This window comes from Lederbergia lenta NBRC 16444, assembly GCF_001591545.1.
GTDB classification, from domain to species: Bacteria; Bacillota; Bacilli; order Bacillales; family Bacillaceae_C; genus Lederbergia; species Lederbergia lenta.
The window spans coordinates 60,176-81,763 of the sequence record NZ_BCVC01000001.1; the positions used below are offsets into that span (position 1 = coordinate 60,176).

The following is a 21,588-nucleotide window of genomic DNA, read 5'->3' on the forward strand; positions in this document are numbered from 1 at the left end:
AAACAAGAAAAAGTCCTGAAAGATTACATGACTGTTTCTGTGGTAATTGATATGAGGTGTGGGAACACAGGGCAATAAGATTAGAAATTAGAACGACGATTGCGAATGGAGAATAATTGTGATCGTCGTTTTTATTTTTCTAAAGTTATTTATTGATATAGAAAATCTGTTTAGCAAGCACTATTTTACCTAAAGTTGTATAGGACTATTTGTTTTATCAATATCTTCAATACAAATTGGCAAATTTGAAGTATGATTCATAGAAAATTCGTTCATAATCTTAAAGCAATACTGAAATCGAAATTCTTGCTCGTAGGTACGTCCTGCTAAATCATTATATCTTATCTTAAAGAATACATTATATGCTTTACTATGTTTAATACATCGAACTGAGAAATTAATAGTATCTCCAATAAAGGCATACTGTTTATCAAAATATTCATATAAAAAATGACTGTTTTGTTGAAGACCATCTGTTTTAAAGTAACAATTTGCTGACTCACTGTTTGTCATTTGTACAAGTTGAACATTTGTCGCACTTTCCTTACCTAAGTTTATTAAAGAAATTGGTAGTATAAGGCTTGCTTCATTATTAGTTTCCTTAATATATATTTCCTTATTCAAAGATAGATGAAAATAAGGAATCAAAGATAATCTACTTTTATTTTTAGAATGAAATTTCTGCTCATCTTGCTCTTTTTGTCTTATATTTTCCTTATAAAACTCCCATTCTTTAGTTGTCCTATGATTCTTATAACTTAAATAGATTCCACCACTTGATACAATAAGTGCAAACAATGCAATTAAATTTGAAATATCCATAGGGGCTCTCCTAACCATTTATATTAATCTCTATTTAACAGAATATCAAAGTTTGCTATTCATTAATATGATCCCAACAGTTCGGTTTGAATAAAATGATTCTGTTTTCCTAACTCCATCAATTTATGTTCTTCAATTCCATAAATTTTCTCATTTTAATCACAGTTTCAATAGAATGTAGATGGTAAAAAGTCACCTCATTTTATTAAACCTTTTTATTGAAAGTAGGAACAATTAAAGTGCATTAACAGATGGTGGCAAAAGAATTTACATGATATTATGTAGGAGGAAGAAGGTGCAGCATGAATAAAGGAAAGTTAAAAGTTAAATGTACAGGTCTGCATGAAAGTGGAAAGGGAATTGTAAATATAAAGGGGAAAGATTACCTTGTATCCAATCTACTTGAAGGTGAAACTGCAATCGTTGAGATAATAAAAACGAGACATAAAACTTTTGTTAATGTGGTCAAAATTGAAAAAGAATCAAAGCATCGGGTAAAACCAGAATGCTCCTATTATAGCAAGTGTGGTGGATGTCAGCTTCAACATATGTCCCACGAAGCACAGGACCGTTTTAAACAAAGATTAGTTGAGGATCTTTTAAAATCATATGGCAAAGTAAATGATATTTTACCTATGAAAGAACCTTACTACTATAGAAATAAGGTGCACTCAACATTTGCCTATGATAAAAAGAGAAAAATTATATCAGGGATCTACCAGGAAGACAGTCATAATGTAATTGATATAGACGAATGTATGATACATGACCGTAAGGCAGATGAAATTATAGACACTATCAAAGAATTTATGAAGTCTTTTAAAATGCAACCATTTGATGAAGACACAGGTAGAGGATTTCTAAGGCATATACTAATAAAAAGAGGATTTGCAACAAATCAAGTAATGGTTGTCTTAGTGACATCAACAAAAATCTTCCCAGGTAAAAATAATTTTATCAAAGCATTGGTAAAAGCTCATCCAGAAATATCTACTATTATTATGAATATTAATAAGCGGAGAACCTCAGTAGTACTGGGAAATGAGGAAATTGTTTTATTTGGAAAAGGATATATTGAAGATATACTATGTGGTGTAAAATTCCAAATTTCAGCCAAGTCTTTTTATCAAGTTAATCCAATCCAAACTGAAATTTTATATAACAAAGGAATTGAGATGGCAAAACTAAAAGGCGATGAAACAGTCATAGATGCATATTGTGGAATAGGTACGATATCATTAATAGTCAGCGACAAAGTGAAGAAGGTTATAGGCGTTGAACTCAATAAAGATGCAGTAAAAGATGCAATAAAAAATGCTAAAAACAATAATATTAAAAATGCCTACTTCTACAATGATGATGCCGGCGACTTCATGGTGAAATTAGCAAATGAAAATAAAAAAATGGACCTAGTAATCATGGACCCACCAAGGGCAGGAAGTGATGAAAAGTTTTTATCTTCCCTTGTCAAACTATCGCCACAGAAAGTGATTTATGTCTCCTGCAACCCAGTCACTTTGAAAAGAGATTTAAAATATTTAACTGAAAAAGGATATAAAGTAAAAGAAATTCAACCAGTGGACATGTTTCCTCAAACGGCGCATGTCGAGTGTGTGGTGTTGCTTGAAAAAAGATAGAAGATATATAAGCGTCCGAGAATCGGTAAATGATCCTCGGACGCTTATCTTTGTCAGCTTTAGTGTATGTGGTAGAAAAAGGATCGTACTTGTAACCTGGGCCATGTGGCATGGCAATGCAATAATTTTATAGTTATACTAGACATACTGAAGGTGGGGCTGTACATGAATGAAGCAGTAAGTAAGATGTTGGTGTAGCTATAGCTAAAATCATAGATTCACTAGAGTGGCATAAAAATAATGGATGGATTGATATAACAAAATGAAATATTTAAGATATTTATTATATTTAACTATTGCGAGTGTAGCGTTCTATTATGTGTCTATATTTATAACTCATCAAAAAACTATGTTTGGAATAATAATAGGTTTTATAATAATGTTTTTAATTGTTTTCCCAATGTTATATTTAGAATTTATCAAGTTTCAAAGAAAATAAAAACTCTTTTTAAGACTTTCATATTATTGACAAAAGGGCTTAGGAATATTCCGAAGCCCTTTTGTGATTTTATTCAAGTCCCTACTTAAATGACTAAGGCTATATACTCAAGCATTTTTAACGTAATAAAAGAATGAATGAAGGTTTTACTAACTTTCTCCTATTTACGATAACTCACTCTTAATACGGCAATCTATACAACAGTTTAAGCTATGTTCTATGTCTTCATTTGTGATTCCAATTCCTGTCCTCTCTGTCCTCATTTGTTAAAAATACATCATTCCCAAAATTTGCACGTGCTTATCAAATCTAATGTATACTGTAAATATCCTGTTAACAAACTAGGATAATCTTTTTCTAGGAGATTTACGATGAAATTAGATTGTTTAATTGTTGATGATGAGGTTGCTTTAGCTGAAACGACTTGCGAATATTTTAATATGTTTGAAGTCAAAACGGCGTTTGTGACAAATGCAGAGGAGTGCGAACGATTTTTGGAGGAACATGAACCATCATTGATTCTCCTTGATATAAATCTTGGGGATTCTTCTGGATTTGATTTATGTAAAAAATTACGTAAAACAACGCAGATTCCAATTTTATTTATCAGTGCACGTTCCAGCGAGGATGACGTTCTTATTGCGCTTAACATAGGTGGCGACGATTACATACAAAAGCCATATACACTTAGTATTTTACTAGCAAAAGTAAAAGCAGTTCTCAAAAGATATGGCAGTGGCTCTAGTAGTTTACAAGATGTTTTAAAATTTGGACAGGTCGAGGTTGATGCCAAACTTCATCGTGTAAGAGTTAATGGTGTTGTTATTCATCTTAAAACGATGGAATATAAACTTCTGACATATATGGCGAAAAATAAAAATCGAGTCATCACAAAAGATGAATTGTTTCAAAATGTATGGGGCGATTCTTTTGTTGGGGATGGGACCCTTAATGTACATATTCGGCATTTACGTGAGAAAATTGAAAGTAATCCAAAGGAACCGCAATTTATAAAAACAGTATGGGGAACAGGGTATGTGCTAGAGGATATGAACGAATGAAGTTAAAATGGTTAATTATGTTGGTTTTGATTGTTTTTAGTGCTGGTATTATCCTCTCCGTAATCATTATAAAAAATAAGAATATTTCGGAAGTAGATCTTGTAGCCATAAATGATGTGGTTAAAACTGTAGAAAAAAATTGGGGACATGTTAGTGAAGAAACTTTTCATAACAGCGATCTAAAGCAATCATTTTCTATTATAGATCACCTGGGAAACATAATTTATCAAACACCAGACAATCATTTTATCGATTTAAATGATGCTATAAAAAATAGAGATATATTTATTGATCTAAAGCAAAATAAAGAGATTGTTGGGAAAATAATTATCCGTAATAACGACCAAGAAATCGTGCAACAAATGAAAAGGGAATTGGTTACATCTATAAGTTTAATATTTGGTTTATTCATGATTGTTAGCATTCTTTATATTCTCTATATTAACAGAACGATATTGAAACCATTTAGGCAACTTCAACATTTTGCTGCGAATGTAGCAAGAGGCAATCTGGATATACCTTTAAATATGGGCAAGAACAATTACTTTGGTGCGTTCACGGAAAGCTTTGATTTATTGCGAGAAGAACTAGAGGGCGCACGCCAAAGAGAGTATGAATCCAACCGAAGTAAGAAGGAGCTTGTAGCCACATTAAGTCATGATATTAAGACACCTGTCGCTTCCATTAAAGCGGTAAGTGAATTAATGCTCATGCAATCAAAAGATGATAAGGTAATCAAGCAAGTAAATACAATCTATTCGAAGGCTGAGCAAATTGATTTACTCGTTACGGATATGTTTCACGCTACTTTAGAAGAACTACAACAGTTAAAATTAGCGATAACCGAAGTATCGAGCGAAGTACTTGGTGATATGATTGAGAATGTCAATTATGATAACAAAATTGTCTATGCTTCGATTCCACCTTGCATTATTATGACGGATCCCCTACGTATGCAGCAGGTAATAGATAATATTATAAGTAATTCATATAAATATGCAGGAACCAATGTTACTATAATGTCTCACATCAATCAGGGTTATCTTGAACTCCACATGATTGACTACGGATTAGGGATTAATGCAGAAGAATTACCTCTATTATTCAATAAATATTATCGAGGAGGAAATGTCGAAGGCAAGAATGGTTCAGGCCTTGGTCTATATATTTCGAAATACTTCATGGAAAATATGGAGGGGCAAATCAACTGTTACAACCGAAAAGATGGTTTTACAGTCGTTCTGAAAATCAAACTTGCTTAAATATTTAAGAAGTAATTAAGAATTACACAAAGACTTAATAAGAATTGATTTTGTATGATAAGACTGTAATCTTTATTACGGTCTTTTTTTTAGGTCGAATATGGTTAGTTCAATAAGAGGAGAGTGCTAATCAATCATGACAAAAATAATTATTAGAACGGAAAAGCTATGTAAAACCTTTTCAAGCGGTGGAATCCTACAACATGTTTTAAAAAATCTAGATATCAGTTTAGTAGAAGGGGATTTTACCATCATAATGGGAAATTCAGGTTCCGGGAAATCCACGCTACTTTACGCAATTAGTGGTATGGATAAACCGACATTAGGTGAAATAGACTTTGCTGGGAACAAATTAGCTAAATTAAATAACGATCAACTGGCAATATTTAGAAGGAATAATTGTGGCTTTGTATTCCAACAAATTTATTTACTAGACAATATGAGCGCACTTGATAATGTGCTTGCAAGTGGTCTATTAGTAAATAAAAATAAGCGCAAACTCGTCAAAAAGGCGAAAGAACTATTAATTCAAGTAGGAATTGATGAAAACTCATGGTCAAAATTTCCAACTCAACTTTCTGGCGGTGAGGCTCAACGTGTGGGGATTATTAGAGCAATCATTAACAGTCCGAAAGTATTATTTGCAGATGAACCAACTGGTGCATTAAACTCAGCTACTGGTGATAGTGTTTTAGACGTATTCACAAATGTAAACAGTAATGGACAAAGTATTGTTTTGGTCACTCATGATATTAAAACAGCATTGCGAGGAAACCGAGTTCTATATTTGCGAGATGGTGTAATTTGCGGTGACTTACAGCTAGGAACTTACAATGAAAATGAGAATGTCGAACGCCATGAAAAGCTAAGGGCTTTCCTTGCAGAGATGGGGTGGTAAGGTGAAGATGATGAACCTAGCTATGGCGAATATTAGAAAAAGTAAATCTGCTACTATTTCTTTATTTATATTCATTTTGGTAGCTGCACTACTTCTTAATATTGGCCTAATGGTCATTACTCAACTAAGTACATTTTTTGATCAGAAAGCTGATCAATTAAACGATCCTCATGTAACGATTATAATGGATCAAGCAAGTTATCATCCGACTTATGGCGAATTTTTAGCAAACTATTCTGGGGTAAAAGAGACAGAAACAGAAGAAATTATCAATATAAGCATTAATTTTAATTTTGGTAATGGCGAATTAACGAACAGTGTTGTTATTTTTAATGCGGATGCTAATCGTAATATTGGGCCGTTAAAGTTGATTGAAAAGCTAAACACATCGACTACCAATGATATTTTTGTGCCTTACAGTTTTAAAACAAATGGTGGGTATGATTTAGGTGATGACTTTATTATTCACTACCAAAACAAGGACTATGAATATCGAATTGCTGGATTCTTAGAAACAACAATGATGGGTACAAATAACATTGGGGTTATGAAATTTATGTTACCAGAGTCTTCCTATCAAACATTAGCAGCCGAACTAGACAATCAATCAAAAGGTTTGATTATGTCCGCAGTGATGGAAGACAAAACACAATCTACGAAGTTAGAAAATGATTTTATTCAGAATGCAAAGCAATCTCAAGTAGAGGAAACAACTTTAAACATTTGGGGTTTGAATTTTGAACTGGTGAAAAATGTAAATACATTGACAATTAACATCGTAGCTACAATATTAGTAGCTTTTGCAGCAATTATTGTGCTTGTTTCTCTCATTGTTATAAAGTTCCGTGTTTCAAATAATATTGAAGATGGAATGGCAAATATAGGAGTGCTGAAATCAATTGGCTATACAAGTAGGCAAATTCTTTCATCCATTATTCTGCAGTATATCTTGATTGCTTTGTGTGGAAGCGTAGTAGGAATTGCATTATCATACGCTCTAATGCCATTGATTGGAGGTATCATTTCAACCTTATCTGGATTAATATGGATTCAAAGTTTTGATATGATCGTTAACTTAATCAGTATTTTTTTTGTGACAATTTGTGTTGTACTTGTAACATTATTATCGGCTTTTCGTGTGCGAAAAATCCTACCTGTTGCGGCACTTCGTGGAGGGATTCAAACACATAGTTTTAGAAAAAATCGTATTCCTTTAGAGAAAGCGAAAGGTAATCTTCATTTTTTACTTGCTATGAAATCAATGCTAGCAAATGCGAAACAAAACATAATGATTGTTTTAATTATTATGGCATTAACTTTTGCCACAGTCTTTTCGGTAGTCCTATATTACAATATTGCTTCCGATAAAACCGCATTTGTTAACTTATTCGGATCAGAACCGGCAAATGTGTATATAGCTGTTAAGTTAGAGGCAGATACAAGAGATCTTCTGAGTAACATTGAACAAATGGACCATGTAAGGAAAGTGAATATATTCGATTTAATTACTACAAATATTGATGGTCAAATCGTATATACGAACGTTACTGATCATTATAACCAGTTAGAGAATAATATCGTTTATGAAGGGCGACAGCCAAAGTATGAAAATGAAATATCTATCTCTTGGGTAGTATCAAGTCAAATCGATAAAGGAATTGGTGATACGGTTGAGGTAGAATATGGGAATGAAACAGTAAGTTATTTAGTAACTGGCCTCAGTCAATCAATTGGTAATTTAGGACAGATAGCCTCATTAACAATGGAAGGCATGCAGCAATTACAATCAGGTTATAAAGGAGCTACCCTTTACGTATATCTTGAAGGAATATCGACCAAAGACTTTATTAAGAACGTCAAGGAACAGTACGGGGATGATATAGTTGAAACATTAGATATTGATGAAAATATAGAGAGTCAAACAAGTATGTATACAGCTGCAGTATTTGCGGTTATGGTGATGGTTTTGATCATTACTATTCTAGTGGTTGTAATGATTCTATATTTAGTCATTAAAACGATGATTACAAAGCGTAAGCAAGAATTTGGCGTAATGAAAGCAATAGGTTATTCAACGATTCAACTGATGAATCAAATATCCATCAGTTTTCTACCTGTGATCATTACAGGTGTTATAATTGGTGGTGTGCTGGGCTATTTTTTCACTAATCCTATGCTTTCTGTGTTACTTTCAAATGCAGGGATTAAACGATTGGAGTTTATCATTCATTTACCAACTATTATAATGATTTGCGTAGGAATCCTTATTTTAGCCTACATTGTCTCCATGTTTGTATCGCGAAAAATTAAGAAAATTTCTGCTTACGGTTTAATTACTGAATAAAATGAAACAATGAACTCTGAACTTCATATAATGGAACCCTTAAGAATGTGTATTGCGGCATTTTTAAGGGTTTTATTGTTCGCGGCAGTCAGGGGAAATTCGGGATTTTAGGGATGTTCAAAATTAAGTGCCAAATCTTTAAAAGCTGCCTAATTACTTTTTTGAAATTCGACTTAAAACGAAGTAGAATTAGATGAATCAAATGGTCGGTGTATTTGTTGCGACAAAGGGCAGACACTAATTTTATATAGGGTCTGGATAATAACGATATATTCATTCGACTAAGATAATAAAGAGGTGTTAGAGATAATTACGCCAGGAGATTTTTAAAAGGTTTGGGCGTCAAATAATGCAAAAAGATTTTTAAAGGTGATGACATGATACATACATACTTGGGTGAGACAATTCAATTTGAAATTCATTACAAAAAACGTACATCGATAGGTATTACAATAGATGGCTATGGAACTATTGCAGTTCAGGCTCCAAAAGGGACACCTAATAATATTGTGATTCAGTTATTAGAAGAAAAATGGGATCTTATCCAGCATACATTAAAAGAGATAGAGGGTAGGCTGCAGGGGCCACAGAAAAAAGTTTATGAGTACGGTGAGAGTTTTCTTTTTTTAGGAAAAAATTATCCGATACAGATCTTCCAAGATATCAATATAACGAAAGAACATGTAGTGTTTGAAAAAGATAAGCTCCACATTTATGTAAATCAGTCTGATACTGCAAAAATAAAACAAGCTTTGAAACGATTTTATTACCAGCAGTGCAAGGTTTTAGTGGAAAAGAGTGCGTCCGCCTATCAAAATAGCTTTAAAACAAAACCACGTTCAATTCGTATCTCGGATAGCAAAACGACATGGGGAACCTGTGATTCGAAACTACATTTAACCTTCAATTGGAGATTAGCAATGGCACCGCGGGAGGTAATTGACTATGTAGTTGTTCACGAAATGTGCCATATGGTTCATCTGAATCATGACCGCTCTTTTTGGCGACTTGTTGGAAAAATAATGCCAGATTATAAAGAAAAGGAAGACTGGTTAGCTTTATCAAGTTGGAAAATGACTATCTAGTAGAACTTATCCTTCAAATCAAACTACTCTATCTGTAATTCCGAATCGTTGAACAGAAGTAAGTTTTTGCTAACGATAGATTTATAGGTTTCGAAAAAATGAAATAGATTCTTGGATGATAGGTTTTAGCAAAGATAACCTATATAGAACGTGACTTTTTGCGCGATAATCAAGAACCATCCCCTCTTGGCGCACGCAATTTTAGCGACTTTTGTAAATATTCACTCCACAATCTGGTAATTCAGTGATAAATACCGTAGTATAATAAGGGGCTATTTTTTCACAAGGTTATTCAATACGAAATATTTAGTATTGGCAGTGGTTGAAGTTACATAATGAATCAAAGGGAGAGAATCAATTAACAATGAAAAAGATATTAATATTTGTATTAGCTATTTCTATGGTTGCCATCCTTGCAGCATGTGGTGGAGAAGACAACTTAACGGTTTTTAAAACTGAAGACAACAATTTTCAGGTAAGTGCCTCAACTAGTTGGAAAGATGCAAACGGCACGCTAAATACAGAGGCTGACCTTCAAATTTATAATCCTAGAAAAGAGAAATATTTCATGGCACTACTCGAATCAAAAGAGGATTTCATAGATTTTACGGATTTTTCACTACAAGCGTATTATGAGATTGTTACCGAACCATTCATTTCTTCAGTAGATACTCCTAATCAAGGAGATGTAAAAGAAGTTACGATTAATGGTAATAAGGCGCTACAATACACGCTTGAAGGTGTTGTAGACAATATAAATATTGTTTATTTAGTCACCGTTATCGAAACACCTACACATTATGGTCAATTGATGGCTTGGACGCTTAAAAGCAAATGGGATGAATATTCAGATGAATATACGAATTTGACCGACAGTTTTAAAGAAGTAAATTAATCATTGACGATTTGACCTGTATAGTTATGAAAGTTATGAGTCAGTCGAATCCAAGAAATAACAAACGACTTAGCACCTTGCTAAGTCGTTTGTTATTTCTTAAATTAATTAGGTAAATTTAGTTGCCACGAAACTCCATAACGGTCATTTAGCCAGCCAAATTTCTTACTGAATCCATAATCGCCTAGAGGCATAAGTGCTTGCCCACCTTCGTTCAGTTTCTGATAAACATTGTCAAGTTCCTCTTCCGTATTACAAGTAACAAATATAGAGAAAGAAGGTGTGAAGGAAAACTGATGATTTACATTACTGTCAATGCACATAAATTCTTGACCTTTCAAGGTAAAAGTAGCCTGCATGACAGTTCCTTCATCACCACTTTCATTTGCACCATATCTAATAATATTTGTAATTGCCGAATTCTCAATTAGAGATGTGTAAAAATTCATTGCTTCTTCTGCTTTTCCATCTTGAAACATTAAAAATGGTGTGACTTTTTCCAATATAACTCTACTCCTTTTGTATCTATTATCTAAATTATAATCCAATCTGTATTATAATATCCATTCTATTACTATCTTGCAGGAGGATATACAAAAAACGCGGTGTTTATAAAAAAATAGTAATGCTTTGCCATTAAAAAATTTATCCCCTTGTTAACGAAATGAAAATTTCGCTTGAATTTCCTTTAAAAACATCTCAGCAGCTGCAGAGAAAACTTGATGCTTTTTCCAAACAATATTTAAGCCAGATTCAAGTTTTGGCTCAAGCGGTCTAAAACAAAGGTTACTATCACTAGAAGTATTTACTATTTTATCAAGGGTTATTGCATAACCAATGCACTCTTCAACCATAATGGCAGCATTATAGGCAAGATTGAATGTAGTCACGACGTTTAGTTTATCAAAATCTTCACCAAACCAATCCGCAAATTCATTTTTAGAAAATGTCTGTTTCATAGCCTGTCGTGAACAGATTAGCGGAACATTTAATAAATCCACTGCTTGAATGGTATCTTTGAAAGCAAGAGGGCTGTCTTTCCTCATAACAACGCCCCAAACATCTTTGGCTGGGATGTTGATATAATTATATTTTGATAAATCAGCTGGTTCAATCAAGATAGAAAAGTCAAGCAACCCCTTATCAAGCCGTTCAGTCACATCCTCTTCGTTTCCGCTGTATAGGTGATACTGTATATTTGGATAACTTAATTGCAAATCTTTTATTACCTGTGCAATCTGTTTCATGGCATCTGTTTCTCCACAGCCTATATAAACATCACCACTTATTGTTTCTTCCATGGAACTAAATTCTGCTCCTAATTTATCGACCATATCAACGATTTCTTCTGCTCTTTTTCGGAGGAGCATTCCTTCATCTGTAAGGATGATGCTGTGGCTGCTACGGGTAAATAGTTTTTTGCCTAACTCTTGTTCAAGTTCTTTTAATTGTCTTGACAAGGTTGGCTGTGTAACATGCAAAAAGTCAGCAGCTCTTGTAAGGCTTCCTTCTCTTGCAACCGTAAGAAAGTATCGCAAAACCCTAAATTCCATCTAAAACACCCCCTATATAATGTTTAGTATATATGTTTTTGAAATGCCTATCTAGCATAACTTGATATAAGATATAGGTATTTGCTATGTCAATGAAAAGCACGCTAGAATTAATAACAAAGGAGGTTTTATTCATGATCACTGCTAAAGCAAGAGCTGTCGATGGTCCCGATAAAACGTTTCGAGCAGCTGAAATTAATAGACGAGATCTTGATTCATTTGATGTTCTGATTGAAATTAAATATGCAGGCATCTGTCATTCTGATATCCATACTGCTCATGGCGAATGGGGTCCTGTGAACTATCCTCTCGTACCTGGACATGAGATTGCTGGTATTGTCACAGATGTTGGTCCAAGGGTTACAAAGTATAAGGTAGGTGACCGGGTAGGAGTCGGATGTATGGTTGACTCCTGTGGCAAATGTGAAAATTGCCGTAAAGGAGAAGAACAATATTGCCTTAAAGGAAAAGTCGATACGTACGCTGGCGTTGACAAATACGGGGAACCAACTCAAGGTGGCTATTCTACCCATATCGTGGTAACGGAGGACTTTGTAGTTAGTATTCCAGAGAAAATCTCTCTTGACGTAGCAGCACCTTTACTTTGTGCAGGTATTACGACATATTCTCCATTAAGCCATTGGGGAGCCGGACAAGGAAAAAGAGTAGCTGTGGTTGGTATGGGCGGTCTTGGACACATGGCTGTTCAAATTGCACATGCCATGGGTGCAGAAGTTACCGTGCTATCACAAACATTAGGTAAAAAGGAAGATGGCTTGCAGTTTGGTGCAGACTACTACTACGCAACAAGTGAGCAGGAAACATTCACAAAACTATCTGGTTATTTTGATTTAATTATAAATACAGTAAGTGCGAAAATTGACATTGATGCTTACTTTTCATTACTCACTCTTGATGGAACCTTGGTTAACGTAGGGGCTCCTGCTGAGCCATTATCACTAAATGTGATGTCGCTTATCGGCCATCGTCGTTCATTTGCTGGTTCAATGATCGGTGGTATACGTGAGACCCAGGAAATGTTGGATTTCTGTGCAAAACATAATATTGTTCCTAAGATTGAAGTGATTTCAGCTGACCAAATTGATGAAGCCTACAAACGTGTCTTAGTTTCAGATGTGAAGTATCGATTCGTGATTGACATCAGTACAATGTAATTTGGAAAAAATGATTAATCTTAATGGTAATTTGTAGGATGTCTAAAAAGCTAGATTTTTAGACATCCTTTATAAATATAACTTCAAAGTGAAGGAATCTCTTTGTAAAGACTCTTCTCTTCGTAGAAAATTTTGGAGGTATAGATTTTGGCTAAACAGAAAAAATTACTCGTATTTATATTAACCATAGGAGTTTTCGGTATCTTGAATACTGAGATGGGGGTAATTGGAATATTACCTGAGATTGCTGAACATTTTAATGTTAGTGTTTCAGCGGCAGGATGGTTGGTGAGTATTTTTGCCATAGGTGTTGCAGTATCTGGCCCCACAATGCCTTTAATGTTTTCGAGATTCGATAGAAAAAAAGTAATGGTATTTGTTCTTAGTGTTTTCGTAGTAGCAAACATTGTATCTATCTTTACAACTAGCTTTACCATTCTACTAATTGCCCGGATTATTCCTGCTCTCTGCCATCCAATATATTGTTCTCTGGCATTTTCAGTAGCAGCCGATTCAGTAAGTAAGGAGGAAGCCCCAAAAGCAGTTGCAAATGTATTTATTGGTGTGTCAGCGGGAATGGTTGTAGGTGTACCAATCGTAAGTTTCATTGCTGGTGTGTCTAATTTACAAATGGCAATGGCATTTTTCGCTATTGTTAATATTGCCGTCCTAATAGCTACATTCCTATTTGTACCGTCAATGCCTGTTAAAGAAAAAATCTCCTATGGTACACAGTTAAATGTATTAAAACATTCGAACACATGGCTTGCCATTATCATTGTTGTTTTAATAAATGCTGCTGTATACAGTGTTTATAGCTATCTTGCTGAATTTTTACAAACGGTAACGAATGTATCATCGAATATAACAAGTCTCATATTATTTATTTATGGTGCAGCTAATATTATAGGAAACATCTTGGCTGGAAGATTACTAATTGTTAAACCTGTAAAGACGATCGTAGCTCTTCCTTTTCTGATGGGAGCTGTGTACATCCTGTTATTTTTTGCAGGACAGTTTACCTTACCAATGGCGCTTATTACTTTAATTTGGGGAATATTAGCTGGACTAGCCGCTAACATCAATCAATATGTGGTTACAACAGCAGCAAGTGAAGCACCTGATTTCGCAAACGGTTTGTTTTTATCAGCTTGTAATATAGGAACGACAATTGGTGCTGGAGTAGGCGGATTATTTATATCAGAGTTGGGCACACAATACGTTGTATTAGTTGGGATCTTATCGTTGATATTGACCGCAGTGTTTATTTTCCTTCGAAACTACCACTTAAGAACTGCAGAGCTAGTTTCGAAGTGAAAAGTTTATGTATCAAATGATAATGAACTAAAAATAGATGTCCTTGTATTAAAACACGCTTATTTCGTTTATGAATGTAAGTCGCAGATATTGTGGAATATGGAGATCACTATTAGATTTTTGGAGATGTTCTACAAACATATAAAGATGAAAAAATTATTCTTAAAGAATAGATTACCTGACTTCAGTAAGCTTAATATTCCAGTTGCCGTTCTTCATACAGAAAAATAAATTAGACGGAAGAAAAAGATCCTCCTATGAAAGGCTATTATTAACTATGTCAAGAGTTCAAGATAAAAATGACGATTGGAGACAACACAATAGTTGTGACAGGAGCAGCTTTTACTGATGATGCCCTACCTTGAAAAATGTCAATAAACTACTATAAAAGGGGTGAGGAGATTGCAAAAAGTGAAAATTGCTGGAAGAGAAGTTTTTCCCATTGGCCTAGGTACCTGGAATATGGGAGAAAAAGCAGATAACTTTGATCAAGAAGTAGAAGCAATAAGAGTAGGGCTGGACAATGGTGTGCAAGTCATTGATACAGCTGAGATGTATGGAAATGGAAATTCTGAGAGGTTAGTAGGTCACGCCATTGAACCTTTTGAAAGGGAAAGTTTATTCCTTGTGTCAAAGGTTCTTCCTAATAACGCTTCGAAAAAACAAATTCCCATAAGTTTAGATAACTCTTTAAAGAGGATGAAAACAGAATATTTAGACCTTTATTTACTTCATTGGAAAGGTAGTGTTCCAATGGAAGAAACAATAGAAGCAATGGAACAAGCTAAAATGCAAGGGAAAATCAAATCCTGGGGAGTTTCTAATTTTGACGTGAATGATATGACGAAATTTTTAAAACTGTCAGATGGTCATCATTGTGCCACCAATCAAGTCCGATATAATTTAGGAGATCGAGGAATTGATTACGATTTAGTTCCAATGATGAAAGAAAATAGCATTCCGTTAATGGCGTATGCTCCTGTAGCTAGAGGGGATCGTTTAGGCGCTGATTTAACGAAACAAAAAGTTTTACTGGATATATCAAAAAAGTATAACGCAGATGTTTTTCAAATTTTATTAGCATGGTGTATTCGTAATGGGCAGACCATTGCTATTCCACAATCTAGTAATAATAAACATGTTATTAACAACGTAAAAGCTACAGAGATTAAACTTACAGAAGAGGATCTAGTAAAAATAGATTCCATTTATCCAGAACCAAGTGCTAGCAAACCACTAGCTTTATGGTAAGTTATGAAAATGTTTTTATAAAAGGATTTGATACATTTAAGTGGATGAGCTCAAGCCTGACGATTAAAAAATCGGGCCATTTGGTCAAACTAGGGGAACGAGTTAGTTTTGTCAAATTTCCTAATTCTTGTTAAAATAAATAGATTGGAGATATTGAAAGGGGATAAAGATTCGAGATGTGGAAGAGCTTGTAATGATTAGAAATTGATTAGGCTATTTTTTACTCTCTTCAAGAGGGTTTATTTGACTATCTATAATCATTCAAAGACCGCATTTTTGGCTCAATAACCCTAATTAGAAGATGGGCGCTTTTTATGTGTCTTTCTCTTTTGAAGGGAAAAATCATATCTCTGTTGATCTAATTTATGCGTCCTTCATTTGGAGGAGCTAATTTGAAAAACAATCATTCATTTTACAACTTAAAGGAATCTGCTCAATCTATCGTACTTACTATTAACCAAGGCTTAAAAGATCGTAATCGTCCTTTGGTGGTGTCTTTCGATGGCGGGAGTGGTTCAGGAAAATCGACGTTAGCATCTGAAGTAGCTTCATCTGTAGAAGCAACAATAATTCACTGCGATGATTTTTTCGCAGTAGAAATACCTGATCATGAATGGGATATTTACTCAGTTGAAAAAAAGTGTCGTTTATGTATTGACTGGGAAAGGGTACGTGCAGAAGCATTGCTACCTATACTTGCGGGCGAAAAAGCAGAATATCACCCTTTTTCATTTTCAACCATGAATGGTTTATCATCTGAAGTGGTAGGATTGGAACCTTCAAAGGTAATCATTTTAGATGGAATATACAGCTCACATTGGCTATCTGATTTGACTAATCTTACTATTTTAGTGGATGTAGCTCCTGACATTCGGCGTAATAGGCATAATCTTAGGGAGGGAACTGAAGATAGAGAATGGCATTTGCGATGGGACTCGGTAGAGGACTACTATTTTACTGTTCTACGTTCTCCAGATTCATTTGATTTGGTGGTTGTGAATGAGTGACATGACAGTATTCAGTTAACGGGCGTGTTTACAGAATAAAGCTTATTAAAATGATCAAAATTTTTTATAAAAACCTCATACTTATCTAAAAAGAGTAACTCCATTTTGATCAGTCTTTTTTCAAAATGGAGTTTTTGAAGTTGTTCTTATTTAGGATTGAGAGATGTTTTTTTTATGTTTCTTCCTTTGTCAATACTGGGTTCATTCAGCATTCAATTGCTATTCAGTTATTTTTTACACATTTTATCCCCTTGGATTTTCGGTCATTCGGTTCAATCTCAGCTGTAACTTCATCTTAATATTGCATTCTTTTCTCTTTATTCAGCAGCAACTTAATTATGGGTGCAGAATGTTTGATACAAATTGGGCAAATTTGTATCAGGGAGTTGAAGGGAAAATTATTTAAACTTATTTCAAAGTATTCCGTAATTAAGCTATATGATAGAGCTCAATTAATCTATGTGAGAGGTGGTGATTAATATAACTATTAAAAAGATATTTATTTCATTTATTTCCGCAGTTTTTGTTTCAATGTTTGCAGTTGGAGGAAGTGCTTTAGCAACCTTTTTATACCATTACCTAAATGGGGAACAATTTGGTGAAGTTATTACAATTTCACGAATTATATGGTTTTTAATTATATTTATCTTATCTTTTTTATTTATATTATTTGGACTGGATAAAAAAAAGTAGTAACTTGTGTTTAATGCTCCTTATTCGTTAATCTTGTATATAAGGGATGGTCATTATTTATATATATACAAGACTGTTTTTCAGCCAATAAGATTATCGCTCCCTAAAAGGAATATTAACCGAGTTAAGGTATTAGTCGATACAATGGTTTTTCAGTAGCTACTGTGAGAAAAATAAACGGTAGGAATACCGGTAAACATTTTTTTGTGGATAAATTAGTAGAATTTGAATATAGGGAGAATAAAAATATGTCTTGGAATGATTACAAATATTTACACATATATGCTCAGCACGCTCATCATCAAGAATCTTTTATAGTAGGAAACAGGAAGGCACTAATTGATCTTCGAAGAAAAATAGATCAAGCCTTAGCTAATGGTACATCCATAGGGACCTTTTTTCCGTCTGATGACGAAGGTTTTCAATTATTTGTAGGTGTTGTTGAAGATGAAGATAAATTCAACTCATTAGAAATGCCATATACAGAGCAATTTGGAGAGGTGAACCATAATAATTATTTTCTTAATCTGAAAGATGATTCAAATGCGCCGTATTCTCCAGTCATATTATTTCCTAATACAGATGAAAAAGAAGCGTGAGCCATTGGAATTCCAATACTTTAAAAGCTCACCAAATGATTGACCATCACAATGAATTGTTGGGAAATGCATTTGTTAGCTTTAAGAAATCGAGCAAGATTCATTTTTTTGATTAGAATAAATGTTTATTGTCACAGATTGCTTAATTACTAAGATACAACAAATCAAATAAAAAAGTGTAATAGTGTAAAAAGGTCAGTCAACAGTTATTATTCTAACCTGGATTTGATCGTAGGATTAAATCGCCTTTTTTTAGTTACTAAGTATCGGGTTGCTCTTAAAACATTTATAATATCCAAATTAATTGTAAGGCAGGTTATTTCAATCAAGATATAATATATGAAATTAATTATTAGAATGGAGTGATATTAATGATTAATAAATTAGGTCAAATAATGCTTTATGTAAATAACCAAGATGAGGCAGTCACCTTTTGGACTGAGAAAGTGGGATTTAGTGTCATAACCGAGGAAGATAATGGTCAAGGAATGAAATGGATTGAAATCGCACCAACAAAGGATGCAGAAACGAGTATCATTTTACATAACAAGGAACTCATAGCTGAAATGTCACCAGAATTAAATCTAAGTACCCCTTCTTTAATGTTTTTTGCAGAAGATCTTGAAAAACTATATAAAGACTTTTTAAATAAAAATATCACAGTCGGAGAAATTGTAAATATGCCTTCTGGTAGTGTTTTTAACTTTTCAGATAGTGAAGGCAATTACTTCGCAGTCATGGAAAAAAGCTGAGTAATAAATAATAGTAAGAGACTATTCCTTCATTTTCTATTTCATGTAGTGATGAAAAGAGAGGAAGAGTTTCCTTTAGAATGGAACAAAACAACCCTTCCTTACTAAATATAAGAGGGAGGGTTGGAAATGGGATCGAAAATCACTATAATGATTATTCTTCCACTGGAAAAAATCATTCCCATAGCAGTTTCTATCTAATTACATTTTTTAAGCTTTGCCAATGCTTATTACTTTCAATAACATAAATCTAACACCTTTTCTTTTGTACCAATTAAATAGGTATCCATTTTAGGAAGATAAAACATATATGTTCCTGCCGCCTGCATGTCCCCAAATATTAAATATTTTTGGCAAAAGTAGTGTAACTTTTTTAAACAGCAGAATACCATAATCAATTTCTACACCATACTTCGCTTCCTTCATAGGAAGGTTTTTACACTTTCCTTGTGGGTATAGCTCAGGCAACTACGTTTTTCAAGTGATAAAAGGATGTACAATGCTCCCAAGAAAGATTGGTTGCGTCCCTTCTATATAATAGTCCCAAAGACTTACCTTCATGATTTGATTATTCTCATAGGTTTTAAAGTAATATTCACATGTATTAGTGTTTATAAAAGTAATATATTTCGTATAGTCATAGGTTCCTCTGTCAGTTAAAACAATGCCCTTAGGAATAGAAACGCTATTCATAATATGAAAACACGTCATAATTGCTTCGGAGCGGTTTTCTGGAACCTCAGCATGTGTTTTTAGAAATGCTGTACGGACGAAACGCTCAGGAGAGGTAAAGCCACCAGGGAGATGCGTGGTTCCTGCACCTTGACTGAAAGGGGTTAATGATACATTTCCCCAATAAACTTCCTTTTGTTGTGTAATGGATACATCCATATAATTTCTTAGATTGGTCATATGCCACTGAAAATAAGGGCTATTTGCCATAACACCTATTGGGTTATTGATGACCTCAAGACCAGAATTTGTTTGCTCAATAACAACACATTTACCACTTCTATCGGTAGCAATCCAATGTAAGGGGGCTGCTCTTTGTGTAACGGGATCTGGTAGACCTACGATTCGAATGTTTTCTAATAAAGCTATTAAATCATCTACAGAGCCACAGCGCCCTAAAATATAATGTAGAAAATCTAAGGAAGCAATCGGCTCTTTATCTTTTATTGGTAAATCATAGTTAGCATACCCTTCAAAATATAAGGCTGCCGCAGCAAACCCTCGTTCATTTACGCCATCAAAAAAGCCTAACATACCTTCGGTTTCTTGACCAATGCTGATAAAGCTGTAGTAATCAATGTATTTTTTTGCTGTTAAAAGGCTATACCATTCGTAATTTTTCGGTATTACATAAAGTCCGGGTTCAATGGGGTAGGAAAAGTCCATCGTTCTTCCGAAGAAGTTCTCCTTTTGCCTCGATTGTAGCGTAATGGCGGTACACATAATGTAAAACCTCCAATATTAAAAACGTCATAATTATAATTTATGTCTTTAAAGGAAGTTAAGTGAACATTCTATAATTAATAGTATCAATCCCTTGATAAATGAAAAGTTTGGTACCATTATGACTTTCGTAGTTTCTATCATTCAATTCTTTATTTAAGGAAATATGGATATAAAAAGTGTGTGGGGAGAGTATATGGCAAGTTCATGTAAAAAGACATAGAGCTATGATCGAAAAGCCAGAGCTATCAGGGGGGACGATAAAGAAGTTCAAGAGTTAAGTAAGAAGTTAAATATCCATTAGCTAATAAATCACCCCGAATCTCTCGACTAAAAGCATGAGGAATCTCTTTATTCACTCCTGTTTAATAGAGCGGCATCTCGTTTTGAGCGGGCTACGGGCTTCGTGCTACTAACGGAGTCTTTCTCCATGTATCACAAAATAGGTATTCGAAGTCTGATTTGTTGAATAAAGGGATAATAGAGTGTGTGGCACGTTTAGTTCGGCGATTTGTGTAGTTAAAATAAATGTTTCAAATCTGTGGTATATACTAATTTAACAGGTATATTAGAGGTTAATATGATAAGATATTCTCAGATTAAACTCTAAATATAAAAAACAGGAGTTGAATAATGCATGAAAAAGGGCTTGCTTGCAGTGTCAGGATTATTGCTAATTTTCATGTTAGTAGCTTGTAACAATAGTACACTAAATGAAACAGGAAAACAGGATATAAAGGAAATGGTCAATGATTATAGTGTTGGCAGTTTTGACGATGTAACTGCATCCATCACATCACACGAACTTATCGTGACTGATAAAGGAAATGAAACTTCATTTGACCTTCCAAAGGAAGATTTTTTTGTCTCGATTGCACCATTTATTGAGAAAACACACCCGTGTGCTATCCACAGTTTAACAGGTTGTCAAGGAGAGTTAGTGGAAAAAGAATTCGATGTTCATATTCAGGATGAAGACGGTAATGTAGTGGTTGCTGAAACAATGACCTCCTTAGAAAATGGATTTATTGATTTATGGTTACCACGAGATAAAACATATCAAGTGACATTTGAGCATGATGGAAAAACAGCTGAGTCTCAAATTTCCACTTTTGAAGGCGACAATACCTGTATAACAACAATGCAGTTAACATAGTTACTCTCCATGCTATTTGCATAGCAAGTAAGAGTGGTGAATACAGTCGTATATCGTATTAACTATTACTTCCATTAGAATCGGGAACGTACTAAAGGTATGCTTCTCGGTTCTTTTTCTTTGCTAGTACCATTAAAGACTAAAACGATCAATACTACTAAGAAAATTCAAAAAGGGGAAATGACCA

Annotated in this window: 19 protein-coding genes; 15 read left to right on the forward strand and 4 right to left on the reverse strand. The window is 34.1% G+C overall.

The genetic code is table 11. The annotated features are described in order from the left end of the window. Positions 1–189: 189 nt before the first annotated feature. Entirely contained in the window at positions 190–822 is a 633-nt protein-coding gene (locus BLE01S_RS00285) for a hypothetical protein (protein ID WP_066135790.1), read from the reverse strand. Between the two features lie 302 nt (positions 823–1,124). On the opposite strand from BLE01S_RS00285, the gene rlmD reads away from it, so the two are divergent. The 7 genes from rlmD to BLE01S_RS00320 all read left to right on the forward strand — a co-directional run bounded on the left by rlmD (position 1,125) and on the right by BLE01S_RS00320 (position 10,443). Then, positions 1,125–2,459 carry a 23S rRNA (uracil(1939)-C(5))-methyltransferase RlmD gene (rlmD, locus tag BLE01S_RS00290; protein ID WP_082788529.1) on the forward strand — a complete coding sequence of 445 codons (1,335 nt, stop codon included), beginning with the start codon at positions 1,125–1,127 and terminating at the stop codon, positions 2,457–2,459. An 810-nt stretch (positions 2,460–3,269) separates the two neighbouring features. Continuing rightward, entirely contained in the window at positions 3,270–3,959 is a 690-nt protein-coding gene (locus BLE01S_RS00295) for a response regulator transcription factor (RefSeq protein WP_066135795.1), read from the forward strand. Further along, positions 3,956–5,221, forward strand: coding sequence for a HAMP domain-containing sensor histidine kinase (locus tag BLE01S_RS00300; protein WP_066135801.1), 1,266 nt, complete (start codon positions 3,956–3,958; stop codon positions 5,219–5,221). Before BLE01S_RS00295 ends, BLE01S_RS00300 begins: the two co-directional genes overlap by 4 nt. A gap of 136 nt (positions 5,222–5,357) precedes the next feature. Next, complete coding sequence (locus tag BLE01S_RS00305; RefSeq protein WP_066135804.1) at positions 5,358–6,119, forward strand: ABC transporter ATP-binding protein; 762 nt, start codon at positions 5,358–5,360, stop codon at positions 6,117–6,119. A 7-nt stretch (positions 6,120–6,126) separates the two neighbouring features. Continuing rightward, positions 6,127–8,463, forward strand: a complete 2,337-nt coding sequence (locus BLE01S_RS00310) for an ABC transporter permease (RefSeq protein ID WP_231955893.1) — start codon at positions 6,127–6,129, stop codon at positions 8,461–8,463. Positions 8,464–8,840: 377 nt separating this feature from the next. Then, complete coding sequence (locus tag BLE01S_RS00315) at positions 8,841–9,548, forward strand: M48 family metallopeptidase (protein WP_066135807.1); 708 nt, start codon at positions 8,841–8,843, stop codon at positions 9,546–9,548. Positions 9,549–9,912: 364 nt separating this feature from the next. Next, positions 9,913–10,443, forward strand: coding sequence for a hypothetical protein (locus BLE01S_RS00320; protein WP_066135810.1), 531 nt, complete (start codon positions 9,913–9,915; stop codon positions 10,441–10,443). A gap of 104 nt (positions 10,444–10,547) precedes the next feature. Here BLE01S_RS00320 and BLE01S_RS00325 read toward each other — a convergent pair whose 3' ends face one another. Next, positions 10,548–10,946, reverse strand: a complete 399-nt coding sequence (locus tag BLE01S_RS00325) for a VOC family protein (RefSeq protein ID WP_066135811.1) — start codon at positions 10,944–10,946, stop codon at positions 10,548–10,550. A 153-nt stretch (positions 10,947–11,099) separates the two neighbouring features. Then, positions 11,100–11,996 carry a LysR family transcriptional regulator gene (locus BLE01S_RS00330; RefSeq protein WP_066135812.1) on the reverse strand — a complete coding sequence of 299 codons (897 nt, stop codon included), beginning with the start codon at positions 11,994–11,996 and terminating at the stop codon, positions 11,100–11,102. A gap of 134 nt (positions 11,997–12,130) precedes the next feature. On the opposite strand from BLE01S_RS00330, the gene BLE01S_RS00335 reads away from it, so the two are divergent. The 7 genes from BLE01S_RS00335 to BLE01S_RS00365 all read left to right on the forward strand — a co-directional run bounded on the left by BLE01S_RS00335 (position 12,131) and on the right by BLE01S_RS00365 (position 18,790). Next, a complete protein-coding gene (locus tag BLE01S_RS00335; protein WP_066135815.1) occupies positions 12,131–13,171 on the forward strand; it encodes an NAD(P)-dependent alcohol dehydrogenase in 1,041 nt (346 codons plus the stop codon). A 147-nt stretch (positions 13,172–13,318) separates the two neighbouring features. Then, a complete protein-coding gene (locus BLE01S_RS00340) occupies positions 13,319–14,488 on the forward strand; it encodes an MFS transporter (RefSeq protein WP_066135817.1) in 1,170 nt (389 codons plus the stop codon). Between the two features lie 411 nt (positions 14,489–14,899). Beyond that, entirely contained in the window at positions 14,900–15,739 is an 840-nt protein-coding gene (locus BLE01S_RS00345; protein ID WP_066140692.1) for an aldo/keto reductase, read from the forward strand. Positions 15,740–16,131: 392 nt separating this feature from the next. After that, a complete protein-coding gene (locus BLE01S_RS00350; RefSeq protein WP_066135819.1) occupies positions 16,132–16,746 on the forward strand; it encodes a uridine kinase family protein in 615 nt (204 codons plus the stop codon). A 471-nt stretch (positions 16,747–17,217) separates the two neighbouring features. Then, the gene (locus tag BLE01S_RS00355; protein WP_066135822.1) at positions 17,218–17,439 is read left to right on the forward strand and encodes a hypothetical protein; all 222 of its coding nucleotides are present in this window, start codon (positions 17,218–17,220) and stop codon (positions 17,437–17,439) included. A 248-nt stretch (positions 17,440–17,687) separates the two neighbouring features. Then, positions 17,688–18,038, forward strand: coding sequence for a hypothetical protein (locus BLE01S_RS00360; RefSeq protein ID WP_066135825.1), 351 nt, complete (start codon positions 17,688–17,690; stop codon positions 18,036–18,038). A 371-nt stretch (positions 18,039–18,409) separates the two neighbouring features. Further along, entirely contained in the window at positions 18,410–18,790 is a 381-nt protein-coding gene (locus tag BLE01S_RS00365) for a VOC family protein (protein WP_066135828.1), read from the forward strand. A 477-nt stretch (positions 18,791–19,267) separates the two neighbouring features. Here the strand turns inward: BLE01S_RS00365 and BLE01S_RS00370 are convergent, their stop codons facing one another. Then, positions 19,268–20,245 (reverse strand): choloylglycine hydrolase family protein, encoded by a 978-nt coding sequence (locus BLE01S_RS00370; RefSeq protein WP_066135831.1) that lies wholly within the window; start codon positions 20,243–20,245, stop codon positions 19,268–19,270. A gap of 637 nt (positions 20,246–20,882) precedes the next feature. Between BLE01S_RS00370 and BLE01S_RS00375 the strand changes: the two genes are divergently transcribed. Next, positions 20,883–21,401 (forward strand): CueP family metal-binding protein, encoded by a 519-nt coding sequence (locus tag BLE01S_RS00375; protein WP_066135834.1) that lies wholly within the window; start codon positions 20,883–20,885, stop codon positions 21,399–21,401. The last annotated feature ends 187 nt before the right edge of the window (positions 21,402–21,588 follow it).